The 16238-nt window shown below is 47.1% G+C and carries 14 protein-coding genes; 1 reads left to right on the top strand and 13 read right to left on the bottom strand.

Annotated elements, in window-relative coordinates:
* The first annotated feature begins 312 nt into the window (after positions 1-312).
* A complete protein-coding gene (gene adhE, locus BLP57_RS04710; RefSeq protein ID WP_022427337.1) occupies positions 313-2949 on the top strand; it encodes a bifunctional acetaldehyde-CoA/alcohol dehydrogenase in 2637 nt (878 codons plus the stop codon).
* A gap of 155 nt (positions 2950-3104) precedes the next feature.
* Here adhE and BLP57_RS04705 read toward each other — a convergent pair whose 3' ends face one another.
* From BLP57_RS04705 to BLP57_RS04645, 13 genes are all read right to left on the bottom strand, one after another.
* The gene (locus tag BLP57_RS04705; protein ID WP_092069757.1) at positions 3105-4295 is read right to left on the bottom strand and encodes a pyridoxal phosphate-dependent aminotransferase; all 1191 of its coding nucleotides are present in this window, start codon (positions 4293-4295) and stop codon (positions 3105-3107) included.
* Between the two features lie 156 nt (positions 4296-4451).
* Entirely contained in the window at positions 4452-5006 is a 555-nt protein-coding gene (locus BLP57_RS04700) for a phosphatase PAP2 family protein (RefSeq protein WP_021652681.1), read from the bottom strand.
* A 354-nt stretch (positions 5007-5360) separates the two neighbouring features.
* Positions 5361-6035 (bottom strand): V-type ATP synthase subunit D, encoded by a 675-nt coding sequence (locus BLP57_RS04695; protein WP_021975777.1) that lies wholly within the window; start codon positions 6033-6035, stop codon positions 5361-5363.
* 14 nt (positions 6036-6049) lie between these two features.
* Positions 6050-7423, bottom strand: coding sequence for a V-type ATP synthase subunit B (locus tag BLP57_RS04690; RefSeq protein WP_015526254.1), 1374 nt, complete (start codon positions 7421-7423; stop codon positions 6050-6052).
* A gap of 1 nt (position 7424) precedes the next feature.
* Complete coding sequence (locus tag BLP57_RS04685; RefSeq protein WP_092069754.1) at positions 7425-9194, bottom strand: V-type ATP synthase subunit A; 1770 nt, start codon at positions 9192-9194, stop codon at positions 7425-7427.
* Between the two features lie 24 nt (positions 9195-9218).
* Entirely contained in the window at positions 9219-9539 is a 321-nt protein-coding gene (locus BLP57_RS04680) for a V-type ATP synthase subunit F (RefSeq protein WP_015526256.1), read from the bottom strand.
* Complete coding sequence (locus tag BLP57_RS04675; RefSeq protein ID WP_015526257.1) at positions 9532-10503, bottom strand: V0D/AC39 family V-type ATPase subunit; 972 nt, start codon at positions 10501-10503, stop codon at positions 9532-9534. Before BLP57_RS04675 ends, BLP57_RS04680 begins: the two co-directional genes overlap by 8 nt.
* 30 nt (positions 10504-10533) lie before the next feature.
* Positions 10534-11127, bottom strand: a complete 594-nt coding sequence (locus BLP57_RS04670; protein ID WP_015526258.1) for a V-type ATP synthase subunit E — start codon at positions 11125-11127, stop codon at positions 10534-10536.
* 19 nt (positions 11128-11146) lie between these two features.
* Positions 11147-11617, bottom strand: a complete 471-nt coding sequence (locus BLP57_RS04665; protein ID WP_015526259.1) for a V-type ATP synthase subunit K — start codon at positions 11615-11617, stop codon at positions 11147-11149.
* 4 nt (positions 11618-11621) lie between these two features.
* Positions 11622-13628: a V-type ATP synthase subunit I gene (locus BLP57_RS04660; RefSeq protein ID WP_092069751.1), complete on the bottom strand. Its 2007-nt coding sequence runs from the start codon at positions 13626-13628 to the stop codon at positions 11622-11624.
* Between the two features lie 16 nt (positions 13629-13644).
* On the bottom strand, positions 13645-14004 hold the full coding sequence (locus BLP57_RS04655) for a V-type ATPase subunit subunit G family protein (protein ID WP_207646690.1): 360 nt from the start codon (positions 14002-14004) through the stop codon (positions 13645-13647).
* Positions 14005-14266: 262 nt separating this feature from the next.
* Positions 14267-15364 (bottom strand): substrate-binding domain-containing protein, encoded by a 1098-nt coding sequence (locus BLP57_RS04650; protein ID WP_021652672.1) that lies wholly within the window; start codon positions 15362-15364, stop codon positions 14267-14269.
* A gap of 140 nt (positions 15365-15504) precedes the next feature.
* Positions 15505-16203, bottom strand: coding sequence for an RluA family pseudouridine synthase (locus tag BLP57_RS04645; protein WP_092069748.1), 699 nt, complete (start codon positions 16201-16203; stop codon positions 15505-15507).
* Between the last annotated feature and the right edge of the window lie 35 nt (positions 16204-16238).

Here is a 16238-nt window from a genome sequence, read left to right as displayed (position 1 = left end):
TGTGCACAGTGCTGAATTTCAAAAATTTTTTTTAAGATTTTTCCAATAATTCAGCGTTCTGCAAAGTAAAATTTACAGTATTTTCCCCTAATTTTCTGTTCGTCATTTTGCACATAGCGGTAAAATTCAGAATTTGCGTTTTTTTCAGAATTTTGATACTATATCAGTATCAAAACAGAAAATTCAATCAGATTGAATCCACAACGAAACGCAGTGCGGGGACTTACAAAAACTCTGCAGCATCTGCCGGCGAAAAAAGGATAAGCCCGCAGGACCACAGACCATTATCATATGAAAACAGGAGGATTCCACATGGCAAAGAAAGAAACTATCCCTACCATCATCGACACTCCAGAAGCCCTGACCGCGAAAATGGCTGCAATGAAAGAGGCACAGAAGATCTTTGCTACCTACACACAGGAGCAGGTCGACAAGATCTTTAAGGCAGCTGCTACTGCTGCTGACAAGATGCGTATCCCACTTGCCAAAATGGCTGTTGAGGAAACAGGCATGGGTATCATGGAAGACAAGGTTATCAAGAACCATTACGCAGCAGAGTATGTTTACAATGCATATAAGAACACTCAGACATGTGGTGTTGTAGAAGAAGACAAGGCATACGGACTCAAGAAGATCCTGGAACCTGTAGGACTGATCGCTGCAGTTATCCCTACAACCAACCCGACCTCCACAGCAATCTATAAATCTCTTATTTCCCTGAAAACCCGTAATGCGATCATCATCAGCCCGCATCCGCGTGCTAAGAAATCCACTATTGAAGCTGCAAAAGTTGTTCTGGAAGCAGCTGTTGCAGCAGGTGCGCCGGAAGGAATCATCGGATGGATTGATATCCCAAGCCTTGACCTTACCAACATGGTAATGCAGAACGCAGATATCATCCTTGCCACCGGTGGTCCCGGAATGGTCAAAGCAGCTTACTCCTCCGGTAAACCGGCTGTTGGTGTAGGACCCGGAAATACACCTGCCATTATTGATGACAGCGCAGATATCCGTCTTGCAGTTAACTCCATCATCCACTCCAAGACCTTTGACAATGGTATGATCTGTGCTTCCGAGCAGTCCGTAACTGTTCTGGAGAGCATTTATAAAGAAGTGAAGGAAGAGTTCCTTTACAGAGGATGCTACTTCCTTAAAAAAGACGAGATCGAGAAGGTCAGAAAGACCATCCTTATCAACGGCGCACTGAATGCCAAGATCGTAGGACAGAAGGCTGCTACTATCGCTGAAATGGCAGGCGTTACTGTACCGGCTGAGACCAAGATCCTGATCGGTGAGGTTGAGTCCGTTGATATCAGCGAAGAATTCGCACACGAGAAGCTTTCCCCTGTACTTGCCATGTACAAGGCCAAGAATTTTGACGATGCTGTTGCAAAGGCTGCGCAGCTCGTTGCAGACGGCGGCTATGGTCATACCTCTTCCCTCTACATCAACGTAAATGAAACAGAGAAGATGGATAAATTCGAAGCAACTATGAAAACCTGCCGTATCCTTATCAATACACCTTCTTCCCAGGGTGGTATCGGTGACCTTTATAACTTCAAGCTTGCTCCATCCCTTACTCTTGGCTGCGGTTCCTGGGGCGGTAACTCCGTATCCGAGAACGTTGGTGTCAAACACCTTCTCAATACCAAGACTGTTGCTGAAAGGAGAGAGAATATGCTCTGGATGAGAACACCGGAAAAGGTTTACTTTAAGAAGGGCTGTATGCCGGTTGCTCTTGATGAGCTCGGTACTGTTATGGGCAAGAAACGCTGCTTCATCGTAACAGACTCCTTCCTCTACAAGAATGGCTACACCAAACCGATTGAAGATAAACTGGATCAGATGGGCATCGTTCATACATGCTTCTCTGATGTAGCTCCTGACCCGTCTCTCGCTTCCGCCAAAGCCGGTGCCAAGGCTATGACAGCCTTTGAGCCAGACTGCATCATCGCTCTTGGCGGCGGTTCCGCAATGGATGCCGGCAAGGTTATGTGGATGCTTTATGAGAATCCGGACGCTGACTTCTCCGATATGTCCATGGACTTCCTGGATATCCGTAAGAGAGTTTATACATTCCCGAAGATGGGTAAAAAAGCTTACTTCGTAGCGATCCCGACCTCTTCCGGTACAGGCTCCGAGGTTACTCCTTTCGCCATCATCACAGATCAGGATACCGGCGTTAAATGGCCACTGGCTGATTACGAGCTTCTCCCGGATATGGCGATCGTAGATACCAATAACATGATGAGCGCACCGAAGGGGCTTACCCGTGCTTCCGGTATCGATGTTATGACACATGCCATTGAGGCTTATGTTTCCATGATGGCTTCCGATTACACCGATGGTCTTGCACTGAAAGCGATCAAGCTTGTATTTGAGTATCTGCCGCGTGCATATAAAGATGGCAATGACGTAGAGGCCAGAGATCACATGGCTAACGCTTCCTGCATGGCAGGTCTTGCATTCGCCAATGCATTCCTCGGCGTTAACCACTCTCTCGCTCACAAGCTCGGTGCTTTCCACCACCTGCCACACGGTATCGCAAACGCAGTTGTTCTTCTGGATGTTATGCGTTACAACAGTGCTGAGGTTCCGACTAAGATGGGTACTTTCCCACAGTATCAGTATCCGAAGACACTTGCACGCTACGCTGAGATCGGACGTTCTGTAGGTCTTACAGGCAAGAACGATGCAGAAGTATTCGAAAAACTTCTTGCTAAACTGGATGAGCTTATGAGAACTATCGAGATCCTGCCGACGATCCGTGATTACGGCGTAGATGAGAAACATTTCCTGGAAACTCTGGATGAGATGTCCGAGCAGGCCTTCAATGACCAGTGTACCGGTGCCAACCCGAGATATCCGCTTGTATCCGAGCTGAAAGATATCTATCTGAAAGCTTACTACGGAGAAATGCCAAATAAAGAAAAGAAAAAAGCCAAATAAATGTGGAACATCCTTTTAATGAAACACAGTCGGGAGTCTATTCACTCCCGACTACGTTTCATTTGCTTATTCCCTCTTGCAAAAGATCCCCGATACAGGACTGCATGAACAGACTGTACCGGGGATCTTTTATTCAACTGCTTTGTAATGATCGTTTATTTCAATCCATACTCTGCTGCAAGTTTTTTAAATTCAGGAAGAGAATTCACAATTGTCTCATAGGATACACAATATGCAAGTCTCACATAACCGGGGCATGCGAAGGAGCTTCCCGGTACCATAAGGATGTTATATTTCTTACCGGCTTCACAGAAGGCTTTTTCGTCTTCAACCGGAGATTTTACAAAGAGATAGAAGGCACCCTGTGGTTTGATGCACTCAAATCCGCATTCTTTCAGGCCATTATAAAGTGCCTGACGATTTTTATCATAAGCTGCAAGATCCGTCTTGGCGTCTACACATTTTGCAACTACCTTCTGGATCAGGGACGGTGCATTTACACAGCCAAGTGTACGGTTTGCAATGGTTGCTGCAGAGATCAGCTCTTCGCTTCCGTCTGCCTCATCAGGGATCACCAGATATCCGATACGTTCACCCGGAAGGGAAAGAGATTTGCTGTAGGAATAGCCCACAACAGTATTGTTATAATATTTTGTCAGGTATGGGACCTCCACGCCATCATAAGCCAGCTCACGGTATGGCTCATCGGAGATCAGGTAGATCACAGTTCCGAACTCTTTCTGTTTTGCTTCCAGGATTGCGGAAAGTTTCTTAATCGTTTCTTCTGAATATACAACTCCGGTAGGATTGTGCGGGGTATTTACGATAACTGCTCTTGTCTTCGGTGTGATCTTCTGTTCAAACTCAGCGAGATTTGGCTGGAAGGTTGTGGTATCCGGAGAGATTTCCACAAGGACACCATCATAATTGCGGACATATGCACCGTATTCCAGAAAATATGGCGCAAAAACGATCACCTCTTCTCCAGGATTCAGGATTGTTTTCAGGATCACATTCAGTCCGCTTGCAGCGCCGACGGTCATGATCAGATTCTTTGCGGAAAATTTCGTATCGAAACGTCTGTTGAGGGATTCTGCGATGGTCTGGCGTACATCCTCAAAGCCTGCGTTGCTCATATATCCGTGAAGAACTGTCGGATCCGTAGTGTTTACAAGCTCGATAATTGCTTCGCGGACGCTGTCCGGTGCCGGTACACTTGGATTTCCGAGACTGAAATCAAAAACCTTGTCTGCGCCATATTTCGCACGGAGGCGGTTTCCTTCCTCAAACATCATACGGATGGCGGAATTATTTTTTACGTAGGGTTTCATTTTTTCTGATATCATTTTGTGCTCTCTCCTTTTATCCGATTTTACAGGGTTTCATATCATTATTTCTACCATAGTCAGAATCTGTTGTACTGTCTACAATTTTACCCCGTCTTGCTTCAGCGTGTCAATACTTTGTCCAGGTAAAGTGTTTCATATTTCCTATGGACAATGCTAGTGTACCTGTTTGTCTTCCGGTTTCGTTCGCACGATCCATACTGACAGCGTGCTTCCCACCAGCGCGATCACGAATCCGGCCAGAACATCTGTCGGATAATGGACCCCAAGATACAGTCTGGAAAATGCCACCAGTGCTGCCAGGACTACTGCCGGGATTCCGAATTTCTTCGGAAGCATCCGAAGCATTACCAGAGCAACGGCAAAGGATGCTGTGGTGTGACCTGACGGAAAAGAGAAATCCTTCGGTTTGGTGATCATAGGGATGAGAGCTTCAATTTCCGCAAAAGGCCTTGGTCTTGCCACTATATTTTTGAGAAGCAGGTTGGTAACAATCGCCCCGAAGATCAGGGACAAGGCTGCCGCATAGCCTGTTTTTCTTGTCTTTGGAACAGCAAGAAGAACAACTGCACAGAGGATCCAGAACCATCCTCCGTTTCCCAGAAATGTAACAGATTTCATAAATGGTGTCAGCATATCCGTTCTTAAATATCGCTGGATCAGGAGAAGGATTTCTCCGTCCAGCTGTTGTATTGACTGTAAAATATTCATATACCTCTTACTGATCAGACGCTACCGCAATCTGCTTTGCCAGCTGTTCATAGCCATGCAGCTGCCCGGCAGTTTACCTGGTCAGATCAGCTTTCTCCTCTTTCTTTATTTTTCATTTCTTTATTTTTCAGCAGACAGAGCAGCTTTCTTTTATATTTCTGCATCTGCAGCTGTCTGATTTACTTATTATCTATTATACTGTATTTTTCTTGATTTTCTAATAACAAAAGCTAAATATTTTATAAATAAAACGCCCCTGCACTGCCGAAATTTCACACAGTACAGGGACATCTCCTTTCCGTTACTTAAAACTTTCTATATAAACTTTTCTTTTTCTTTCAGGATGGCTGCGCTTTACGCTCCGCGCTCTGCCTCCCGCTCCTTATAATGATGTGCCTCCTCCAGCATCATATCTTTCACCTTCATCAGTCGGATCTGAGTACTTCTCTCGTTCTCATCCAGCTTCATGGTGATGTATTTGATGTTTGCCTGTGCTTCCGGTATGATGACATGCTCCAGGGCATTTACACGACGCCTTGTTTTTTCGATCTCGGAAGCCATAAGCTGACAGGCCTTTTCCACTTCTGCCAGACGAAGCATATCCGGCAGGATGTCTGCCAGGGATTTTACCGCTCCGTCCAGATCACTGGATGTAAAAGCAAAGCCATAGGAATAAATATCGTTGGCATCCGGTGTTCTTGTTTTGTATTCAAAAACAGGAATATCCACACTCATGACATTCTTTTTTCCGGTTTCCAGATAAACTTCCTGCTTGGGAGCCATCAGTGCCGTATTCAGCGTCTCCTCCGACATTCCTGCTTTTGCAATGACAAAATTGGTGTTGGCGCTTCGGATACCGGCTTCTACTTTTTTTCGCAGCTCCATATTCTCCCGTACCAGATCCAGGAACTGTCTCATCAGCTCGTCCCGCTTATCCTTCAGAAGCTTATGGCCACGTACTGCAGTCACCAGCTTCTTTTTCTGCTTCGTAAGCTCCATACGGGTAGGATTCACCTGTGTTGATGCCACAAATCATCCCCCCTTTATACTTTTCCGTAATACTGATCAAGGAATTTGTCATCGATACGTTTCAGCTCGCTTCTCGGAAGAATGGAAAGCAGCTTCCAGCCGATGGCCAGTGTTTCCTCAATATCACGGTTAGCCTGATAGCCCTGGGAAACATATTCCTTCTCGAAAGCATCTGCAAATTTTGCATAGATCAGGTCAATATCGGAAAGAGCTGCCTCACCAAGAATGGTCATCAGCTCTTTGGCCTCTTTACCACGGGCATATGCGGCAAACAGCTGGTTCATGGTGTTTGCATGGTCTGCTCTTGTCTTGCCTTCACCGATACCCTTATCCTTCAGTCGTGACAGAGACGGAAGAACATCGATGGGCGGTGTGATTCCCTTACGGTAAAGCTCACGGCTCAGGATGATCTGTCCCTCTGTGATGTAACCGGTAAGGTCCGGGATCGGATGGGTCTTATCATCCTCAGGCATAGTCAGGATCGGAACCATGGTGATACTTCCTGATTTTCCTTTCTGACGGCCTGCACGCTCATAAAGAGAAGCAAGATCTGTGTACATATATCCGGGATATCCACGACGTCCCGGAACCTCCTTACGAGCCGCGGAAACCTCACGGAGCGCATCCGCATAGTTTGTGATATCCGTAAGGATTACCAATACGTGCATGTCTTTTTCGAAGGCAAGATATTCAGCCGCTGTCAGTGCCATTCGCGGAGTAGCAATACGCTCAACAGCCGGGTCATTTGCCAGGTTCACAAACAGAACAGTACGATCTATAGCTCCGGTTTCCTTAAAGCTCTCTACAAAGAAGTTTGACTCCTCGAAAGTGATACCCATGGCTGCAAATACAACGGCAAACTGCTCATCTTTTCCGCGAACCTTCGCCTGTCTTGCGATCTGTGCCGCAAGCTGTGCATGGGGAAGACCGGATGCGGAGAAGATTGGAAGCTTCTGTCCGCGTACCAGGGTGTTCAGGCCGTCAATCGCAGATACACCCGTCTGGATAAACTCCTCCGGATAGCTTCTGGCCGCCGGATTCATGGGAAGTCCGTTGATATCTCTTCTTTCCTCCGGAAGGATCTCCGGGCCGTCATCAATGGGACGTCCCAGTCCGTCAAAAACACGACCCAGCATATCGCCGGATACACCAAGCTCCATGCTCCGTCCCAGGAAACGTACCTTGCTGTTGGAAAGATTGATACCTGTAGAGCTCTCAAACAGCTGCACCAGAGCATTGCTTCCGTCGATCTCCAGAACACGGCATCTTCTTGTTTCGCCATCGGCAAGCTCGATCTCACCAAGCTCGTCAAATGCTACATCTTCAACGCCCCGTACCAGCATCAAAGGGCCGGCAACTTCCTGTATGGTCCTATATTCTTTTGGCATTTTACAGGCCCTCCTTTCCCAGAAGTTCTGCAGTCTCTGCTACCAGCTGGCAGGTTACCTTCTCATATTCTGCTGCCAGCTGATCTTCTTTTGTATATTTATAACGGCCGATCTGCTCACGTACCGGAAGCTTTACGATATCATTGATATCTGCGCCCTGTTTCAGCGCATCCAGACCCGCATCATAAAATGCAAGTACCAGACGCATCATATTGTGCTGTTTTTCCAGAGATGTGTAGGTATCGATCTCGTGGAAAGAGTTCTGGTGGAGGAAATCCTCTCGGATGGAACGGGCTGCTTCCATTTTCAGGCGGTCACCCGGTGAAAGCGCATCCATACCTACCATCTTTACGATTTCTTCCAGCTCTGCCTCTTCCTGAAGAAGGGTCATCATTCTCTGACGGAGCTTCATCCAGTCATTCGCTACATTTTCGTCAAACCATCCGCCAACGCTGTCCAGATACAGAGAATAGCTGGTCAGCCAGTTGATCGCCGGGAAATGACGTTTGTATGCAAGGTTTGCGTCCAGTCCCCAGAATACCTTTACGATTCGAAGTGTCGCCTGGGAAACCGGCTCGGAGATATCACCACCTGGAGGAGATACGGCGCCGATTGCTGTCAAGGCACCCTCTCTTCCGTCTTTCCCACTGCAGATCACATGTCCGGCACGCTCATAGAACTGTGCAAGACGGGAACCAAGATATGCAGGATAACCTTCCTCACCTGGCATCTCCTCCAGTCGTCCGGACATCTCACGGAGAGCCTCAGCCCATCTGGAAGTAGAATCTGCCATCAATGCTACGGAATATCCCATATCACGGAAATACTCCGCAATTGTAATACCTGTATAGATCGACGCCTCACGAGCTGCAACCGGCATATCTGAGGTATTGGCGATCAAAACCGTACGCTCCATCAGAGACTGTCCTGTTTTTGGATCTTTCAGCTCCGGGAACTCGTTCAGAACGTCTGTCATCTCATTTCCACGCTCACCGCAGCCGATATAGACCACGATATCTGCCTCAGCCCATTTTGCAAGCTGATGCTGGATAACCGTCTTGCCGCTTCCGAACGGGCCGGGAACTGCTGCCACACCACCCTTGGCAATAGGGAACATGGTATCAATAACACGCTGTCCTGTTACCAGAGGCTTGGCTGGCGGAAGTTTCTTCTTATATGGACGGCCACGTCGTACCGGCCAGTGCTGCATCAGGGTCAGCTCTTTATCGCCGTCTGCTGTGGAAAGAACTGCAACGGTCTCATCCACGGTAAACTCGCCGGATTTAATTTCCTTCAGAGTACCTTTCATATTGGGAGGTACCATGATCTTCTGTGTAACAACGATAGTCTCCTGAACGGTTCCAAGAACATCGCCGCCCTCCAGCGGATCTCCCACCTTCGCAACCGGAATGAAATTCCATTTTTTGTCCCGCTTCAGGGCAGGAACCTCAACGCCTCGTTTCAGGTTGTTGCTGCCTGCTACCTTCATGATGTCATCCAGCGGACGCTGGATTCCATCGTAAATGCTTGTAATAAGGCCAGGACCAAGCTCCACGGAAAGGGGCACCTCCATGGACTCTACCGGTTCTCCCGGACGAAGTCCTGAAGTCTCCTCATATACCTGTATGGAAGCCTCATCTTCATGCATCTCAATGATCTCACCGATCAGACGCTGGCTGCTTACACGAACCACGTCATACATATTTGCATCCCGCATACCCTTGGCAATTACCAGCGGTCCTGCCACCTTCTTAATGGTTCCTCTGCTCATCTGAACCAATCACCTGCTTTCTTGTCACTCATTACTGAAAAGAATATCGGAGCCAACTGCCGTCTCCACGGATTTCTTTACATTTTCGATACCTGCACCTGTATTTCCGGAAATTCCGGGAATCTGAATGATCGCAGGCATCAGCTCCTCACTGTATTTACTGATCTCTGCGGAAAGCTGGGCCGCCAGCTGTTCCGTAATATAAATAACCGCATATTCACCGGCCGCCAGACGGTTAAGCTTCTCTTTACCATCTGCAGGATCCTCCACCGGAAAAGTATCAAGGCCAAGAGCCGCAAACCCGTAAATGCTGTTATAATCACCTAAAACTGCGATCTTATACATACATTTCCCTTGCCCTTTCCCGGATAAACTCTTCCGGAAGGCCGCTGCGCTTTCCGGTGAGAATGATCCGCACCGTCTTGATCTCATTTTCACGGGCAAGCACATAGGCTACCAGCGGTCCCAGTGAAAATGAATTGTACAGCTGAGGGCGGATGGTCTCCATGATCTGGTTATCACACCATCTCTCAAAAGCGGAAGCTGATTCCGCCAGTGCCAGAGCTCCGTCCCCATATTTCGTTTCTGCCAGATAACCCATGATCTGATCCATTCCGCTTACTGCCGCGTGGATCAGTCTCTCCTTATCCAGTGTGTCACATTCTGCCATGGCTTTTTTCATAAAGTCCGAACTTTTTCCTGTTTTGCAGGCACGGACTGCGATCCGGATATCTGCTACCGCTACCGTGGATTCCGCATACTGCCGGACGATCTCTTCTTTTGACCGTTCTCCGGCTTTTTTTATGGCATCCAGTGCTGCCCTGTCTACGATAATATCCGCAAGCTGTCCGTCTCTTGTGTGCAAAAAGGTCTCATAGGCTTCTCTTGCCGCTTCCCGCATGTCCTCAGGAAAACGATCATATTCCTTATCCTTCAGGAATTTCACCATATCCTCTCCGTCAATGGAACAGTCGCTGAAAAAAATATTCGGCGCTGCCCCTTGCAGGATGCTTGCCTTCACAGCCGCTTTCAGGTTATGGAAAAGATCCTGATAGGAAAGAACAGAAAACACAGATCGGTCCGCTACCAGCGAATCCATGATCTCCCAGATCTTTTCTCTCTCTCGAGAAAGAATGGCATCCGCACCGGCTGCAGGATCACCATTTCCCCAGCCCTTCTCTGTAAGGATCTGAAGGCACTGCTGCTCATCCTGACATGCCAGAAGCTGCTCGATCGCTGCCTGATTCAGAAGTCCGGTCTCCAGAACACGTATCCGCGCCACCGCATAGGCATAATCTTCACCAAACATCATTCACGCCCTCCTTTTTGCGATGGTGTTTTACGCAAACAAAATCTTTCTTACCTGATCCAGAAGCTCATCCCGCTTCTCTGCGAACATGGCATCAATGGAACAGTTTTCCTCAATGCCGCCGTATATCAGGATAAAACCTCCGTCTATGTTTCGGGTTTCACCGGAAATTTCCAGCACACCACCCTTTTTCTGTGCCAGGCTCTTTATTTCCTCACGGAAACCTGCCGGCATACGTTCCAGATCCTTTTTTGAAAAACAGATCTCTCCTTCTCTTGGAAGAAGATATTTCTCAGCCATATTCTTAAGGATCCCAAAATATTTTTCTTCATCCAGATTCTTCACACGGTCACAGGCATCTGCGATCACATTTCCGATCAGCTCCTGCTTGGCTGCAAGAACTGCGGTACGCTTCTTCATATCTGCAGCGGAAGCTGTCCGCTCTTCATAGCTTTTCACCTTTGCCCTGGACTGTTCTTCTCTCTGCTGCCGGATCTTATCTGCCTTTTCTCCGGCTTCCCTGAGGATCTCTGCGGCTTTTTTCTCCGCATCACTGATCGTAACGGCTGCAGAAGCATCGGCCTCTTCAAGAATCTGGCTTACCATCTTCTCTAATCCTGTCATGCTCTGCCCTCCTGATGAATCAAACCTGAATTCCGCTGACTGCAAGAATGGAGATCAGAAGAGCCAGAATCGCATATGTCTCAACCATTGCAGGGAAAAGCATGGCTTTACCGAACTGCTCCGGCTTCTTGGCTACGATACCGATGGAAGCTACGGAAGTTTTTCCCTGATGGATCGCAGAAAGAAGACCTGCGATAGCGATCGGAAGACAAGCCACAAAGATCATAAGACCGGTTTCCAGGGAAATATCAGCAACACCGCCGCCCAGGATACCAACCTTGGAAAGTGCAAGGAATGCTACCAGCAGTCCGTAAATACCCTGCGTACCGGGAAGAAGCTGAAGAAGCAGAACCTTGGCAAATTTGTCCGGGTCTTCTGTTACAACGCCTGCTGCTGCACGGCCGGCTGTACCAACACCGATGGCGGAACCTATACCTGCAAGAGCTACGGAAATTGCTGCTCCCAATAATGCCCAAACGATACCACTCATAATATTAATCCTCCTTAATATCTACATATTTTGTATTTTCGCGGAAGGGGTGGAACTCTTTTCCTCCGCCCTCAAAGAATTTGCCGAAAAACTCTACATACTGTAATCGGCAGGTGTGCACGTATGCACCCAGAAGATTGATCAGAAGGTTAAAGATATGACCAATCACAAATACAAGAATAAATACGATCCATCCCAGAATACTGTCTCCCAGCATACTTCCCATCTGGTTCATAACCGATGCGATAACTCCGGTGGCAAGTCCCAGGGCCAGAAGTCTGGAATAGGAAAGGATATCACTGACCCATCCCGTGATATTGTAAAGATCATAGGCTCCAAGCGCCAGCCTCAGGAATGGATTCTTCTTATCTCTTCCTGACATGAAGAGAATTCCCACCGCACCGATGATCGCCATCCATTTTCCGACCTGTATCACTGCCGGTGAAAGGTTCAGATCCATCTGAGAAATAGAACGGAACATGCTGCTTGGGATAAAGATCAGGATCAGTCCCATAAGAAGCAGGAACCAGAGTACTACGTCACAGAAAAAGTCGAGATATTTTCTGTCACGTAACAGCATGTAGCCCTTAAGACCCATTCCCAGAAACATATGGATCAGGCCAAACAGCATGGAGAACACCAGAAGTCGCATTGGCTCATTTAACGGTGCAAACCATACCGGCTTCACCGTGACCGGCCTGTGCAGATATACCTTCGAAAATACATCGATAAAATCTCCGAAATATCCACCAAACATCACGCCCCAGAACAAAGTGGACAATCCGCAGTACATAAAAAGCCGAATGGATTTCTGCATTCCGCTCTCCATCCTGGGGAACTTCAGAAGTACTCCCAGACAAACTGCAAAGACGATCAGTCCATATGCTGCGTCTGACAACATCAGTCCGAAAAGAAATACATAGCAGGCTGTCATGATCGTGGAAGGATCGATCTCTCCCTTTCCGGGAAGACCAAATGCTGCCAGAACTCCCTCTCCTGCTGCTCCGAATTTACCGTTCTGAAGGGCAACCGGAACATTTTCTCCCTCAGCATCTTCTGCTTCAAAAACAATATCGTACTTCTCCGTAAGCCGTTTCTCCATTGCAGGAACCTGTTTCTTCGGAAGATATCCTGTCACAAAAAAAGTGCTCTCCGACTGGCGGAGCTGTCCTAATACCTCATATTTCTGTGCACGGATCCGGAAATAATCGGACAAAAGCTGAAGAGAGCTCTTCCTGTCGTGAAGAGCGCGTATCTGTTCCCGAATCTGTTCGGACTCTTCCTGAATGCGTACCACTTCATTCTTAAGGTTCTCCAGCTCCTGTGCCGGAACCTCTGATACCAGCTGTGCCGGTCTTGCAAATCCCTGCATCCGAAGCGCTTCTTCCAGTTCCTGTGCCTGTGCTTTCAGGCAGACAACCACAAAGCTCAGCTTACCGGCATCATTTGAGATTTCCCGAATGTCAAAGGCTTCAAGCTGTGGTGCATCCGCTGCCAGCTGACTGTATACCTGATCCAGAGTTATATTTCCATCAATACCTCCCACAAGTACCGCTGCTTTCGCTGTACCGCCGAAGTTCATCGGAATATCCAGCTTCAGCCATGGAGCAAGAGCTGCTTCCTGCTGCTCGATCTTAACTGCTGCCGCATTGTTCTCTGTAAGCTTCTTCCGGTATCCCTGGATTTCTCTAGCTGTTCTCAGGATCTCTTCCTGATCCCGGATAGCTTCTTCCTCCTGCTTCCTTCCGATCAGCGGTTTCCCTGCCAGGGATGCCAGCATGGATTGCTTTTCCTTCGAAAATTCATCCAGTATTTCGATTGCCTGATCACAAAGGGATGCGTTTTTCTCAAAGATCAGCCGGGCATTCATAGTATCCATCGTCTTAAGCTCCGGATCCAATTCCGCTGCATCGATCTCCAATACTCCAAGTGACTGCAGTTCTTCCAATATGGCCTTACGGTTCTTTTTCATTGCGCAGATACTGATTCGCTGCATCTGCAATACTGCCATTTTCGCACTCCCCCTCTCAGAACAAACTGTCCATTACTGTCTGGATCGCCTGCTCGTGCTTCGACTCCGCTTTCTTTTTCAAAGCTGCAAGCTCTTCCTCCGCCTGTCCAACGACAGTGTTCTCTGTACTGTGTGCACGTTCTTCGGCTGCTTTCATATCAGATGCCGCCTGTTCGCCGGCGGCTGTTTCCGCCTTTCTGATAATATTCTCTGCCTCTTTCTCAGCTTCGCTGATGATACTCTGTGCACGGACGGATGCATCCTTTATCTTCTGCTGTGCTTTTGCCTCCGCCTCTTTCACTGCCTTGATCGTTTCCTGGATCATCTGATCACCGCCTCTCTGCATATCCAAATTGTACCACAACCGTTTTTTCAAAACAATGTTTATTATGCAATTTAACGATAAATTTATTTGTATTGTGTCAAAAAGTCGTCATATATGTTATATTTTTGCCATTTTTTCGCACACTTTTTATTTGTTTATTCTATTCATATTTTTTATTTTTATTCAAAAAAGCCATCAGCCCGATGAAAATGTTTTTTACATCTTCATCGGGCTGATGGCTTTCAATTATGAACAGACGGTGAATGCGGACTAACCTATTCACCCGACCTACAGTGGCTATCTGTTCTATTTGTTAATTGTACAGGTAATTTGCAATGTCTTCGCTTTTGATATTCTCAGCATCGATCCATACCGGATCAAGTAAAACCTTCTTATCAATCTTTGTTTCCTTCTTCGGTGCAGTAGACTGAATAGCCGCCCACATGGTCTGATATCCCATCGCATAAGGATTCTGTGAAAGCACTCCCAGTTCTTCCCCTTTCTGGATCGCTTCCTGCTGCTTGCTGGTTGCATCTACGCCTACCATAGCAACTTTATTTTCTCCTGTGTCCTTATTTACCTCCAGAAACATTTCAGAAACCTCGGCATTGGTGCAGAAAACACCATCCAATGCCGGATATTTATCCAGAACTTCCTTCATGGCTTCCTTCATATCATCAACCTGGTCAGAATATACGGTTTCCACCACTTTAATATCCGTATAATTTGCAATATTATCCAGAAATCCTTTTACACGCTCCTGCGCGCTCTGTGTTTTCTCCTGTGCGGAAAAAACAGCCACATTTCCCATTTTTCCAATGGCGCTGCCAAGCTTATATGCTGCATATTTGCCGATCTGTGTATTGTCTGTTCCACGGAAAGCTCTGACCAGCTTTGTATCACTGACATTGGAATCAAATGCGACCACCGGAATTCCGTTCTCTTTCGCTGCTTCCAGCTGTGCCTGACAGGAATCCATATCTCCGGCAGAAAGACACACTACAGATGGATTCTCAGCGATCACTGCATCAAGAGTATTGATCTGACTTTCTACGTCCTCTTCATCATCCGGACCCTCAAAGGTCATCGTGATCTGCTTGTCTTTTTTGAAACCATACGCTTCATTTACGTCCTTGACAGCAGCTTCCATTCCTTCTTTTACTTTATTCCAGAACTCGCCTTTTTTGCTTTTGCTGACAACAGCTATTCTGGCACCTTCTTCAATAGAAAGAGTGTCATCGATCTCAGGGATCAGCGGGCTTTTTTCTTCTTCCACTTCGGTTGCTTCAGGGGTTTCCTGGACATCTGCTACAATCGGTGCAACAAGCTTTTCTACTTCTTCTTTCTGACAGCCTGTCAGCAGGGTTGCCACAGCCAACAAGGCTGCTGACGCTACTGCAGCTCTTTTCATTGTAATCTCCTCTTCCTCGCTGGTTACTGTTCTTTATCGTCTGCCTTGTCCGTCCACAGTAACTTATACTTTACAAAAATCTTACATTTGGTTACTTGCTTTTTACATTATACACTTTTTCGTATTTCCGTCCAGAGTTTTTACACTTTTTTCACAAAATCCAGAAACGCGCTTCCCTGTGGCTCTGTTTCAAACTTCATCATTTTTCCTGTTCTGGGGTGTTTGAATTCCAGACAACTGGAACAAAGTCCCAGTGATGTACCTTTTTCTCCCGAAGGATTATATTTCCGGTCTCCAAGAAGGGGCAGTCCCTCATGAGAGAGCTGCACACGGATCTGATGATGCCGACCTGTTTCCAGCCTGATCTTAAGAAGTGTCCGGGATTTTCCGTTTATCTCCTGCTGATCCAGAACTTTATAGTGAAGGATCGCTTTTTTTGCTCCCGGTGTATTGGCAGACACCACCTGAGACATGTTGGCTTTTCCATTTTTTTTCAGATAGTCTGTAAGAGTCCCTTCTGAGCTCTTTGCTTTTCCCTCCGTTACTGCCAGGTAATATTTTCCGGCACCTCCTGCCATCATCTGTTTACTCAAATTTCCTGCTGCTTCGGATGTTTTCGCAAATACAAGAATGCCTTCTACCGGCTGATCAAGGCGATGTACTACTCCCAGATATGGGATCTTTCCCGGTGTTTTTTGTGCCAGATAATTTTTCAGAGCACTTTCCATATCCATTGTTCCTATTTTTGCTGCCTGCACCGGCATTCCTGCTGTTTTTCTGCACACAAGGATCTCTTTGTCTTCATATAAAATATTTTCTTCAATCTGATAATTCCACATATTTTCTCATCTTACTTCCTTTCTCACAGAAGTAT

Source organism: Blautia sp. SF-50, assembly GCF_900101315.1.
In the GTDB taxonomy this organism is placed as follows: domain Bacteria; phylum Bacillota; class Clostridia; order Lachnospirales; family Lachnospiraceae; genus Blautia_A; species Blautia_A fusiformis.
This window is presented reverse-complemented; position numbering and strand designations above follow the sequence as displayed.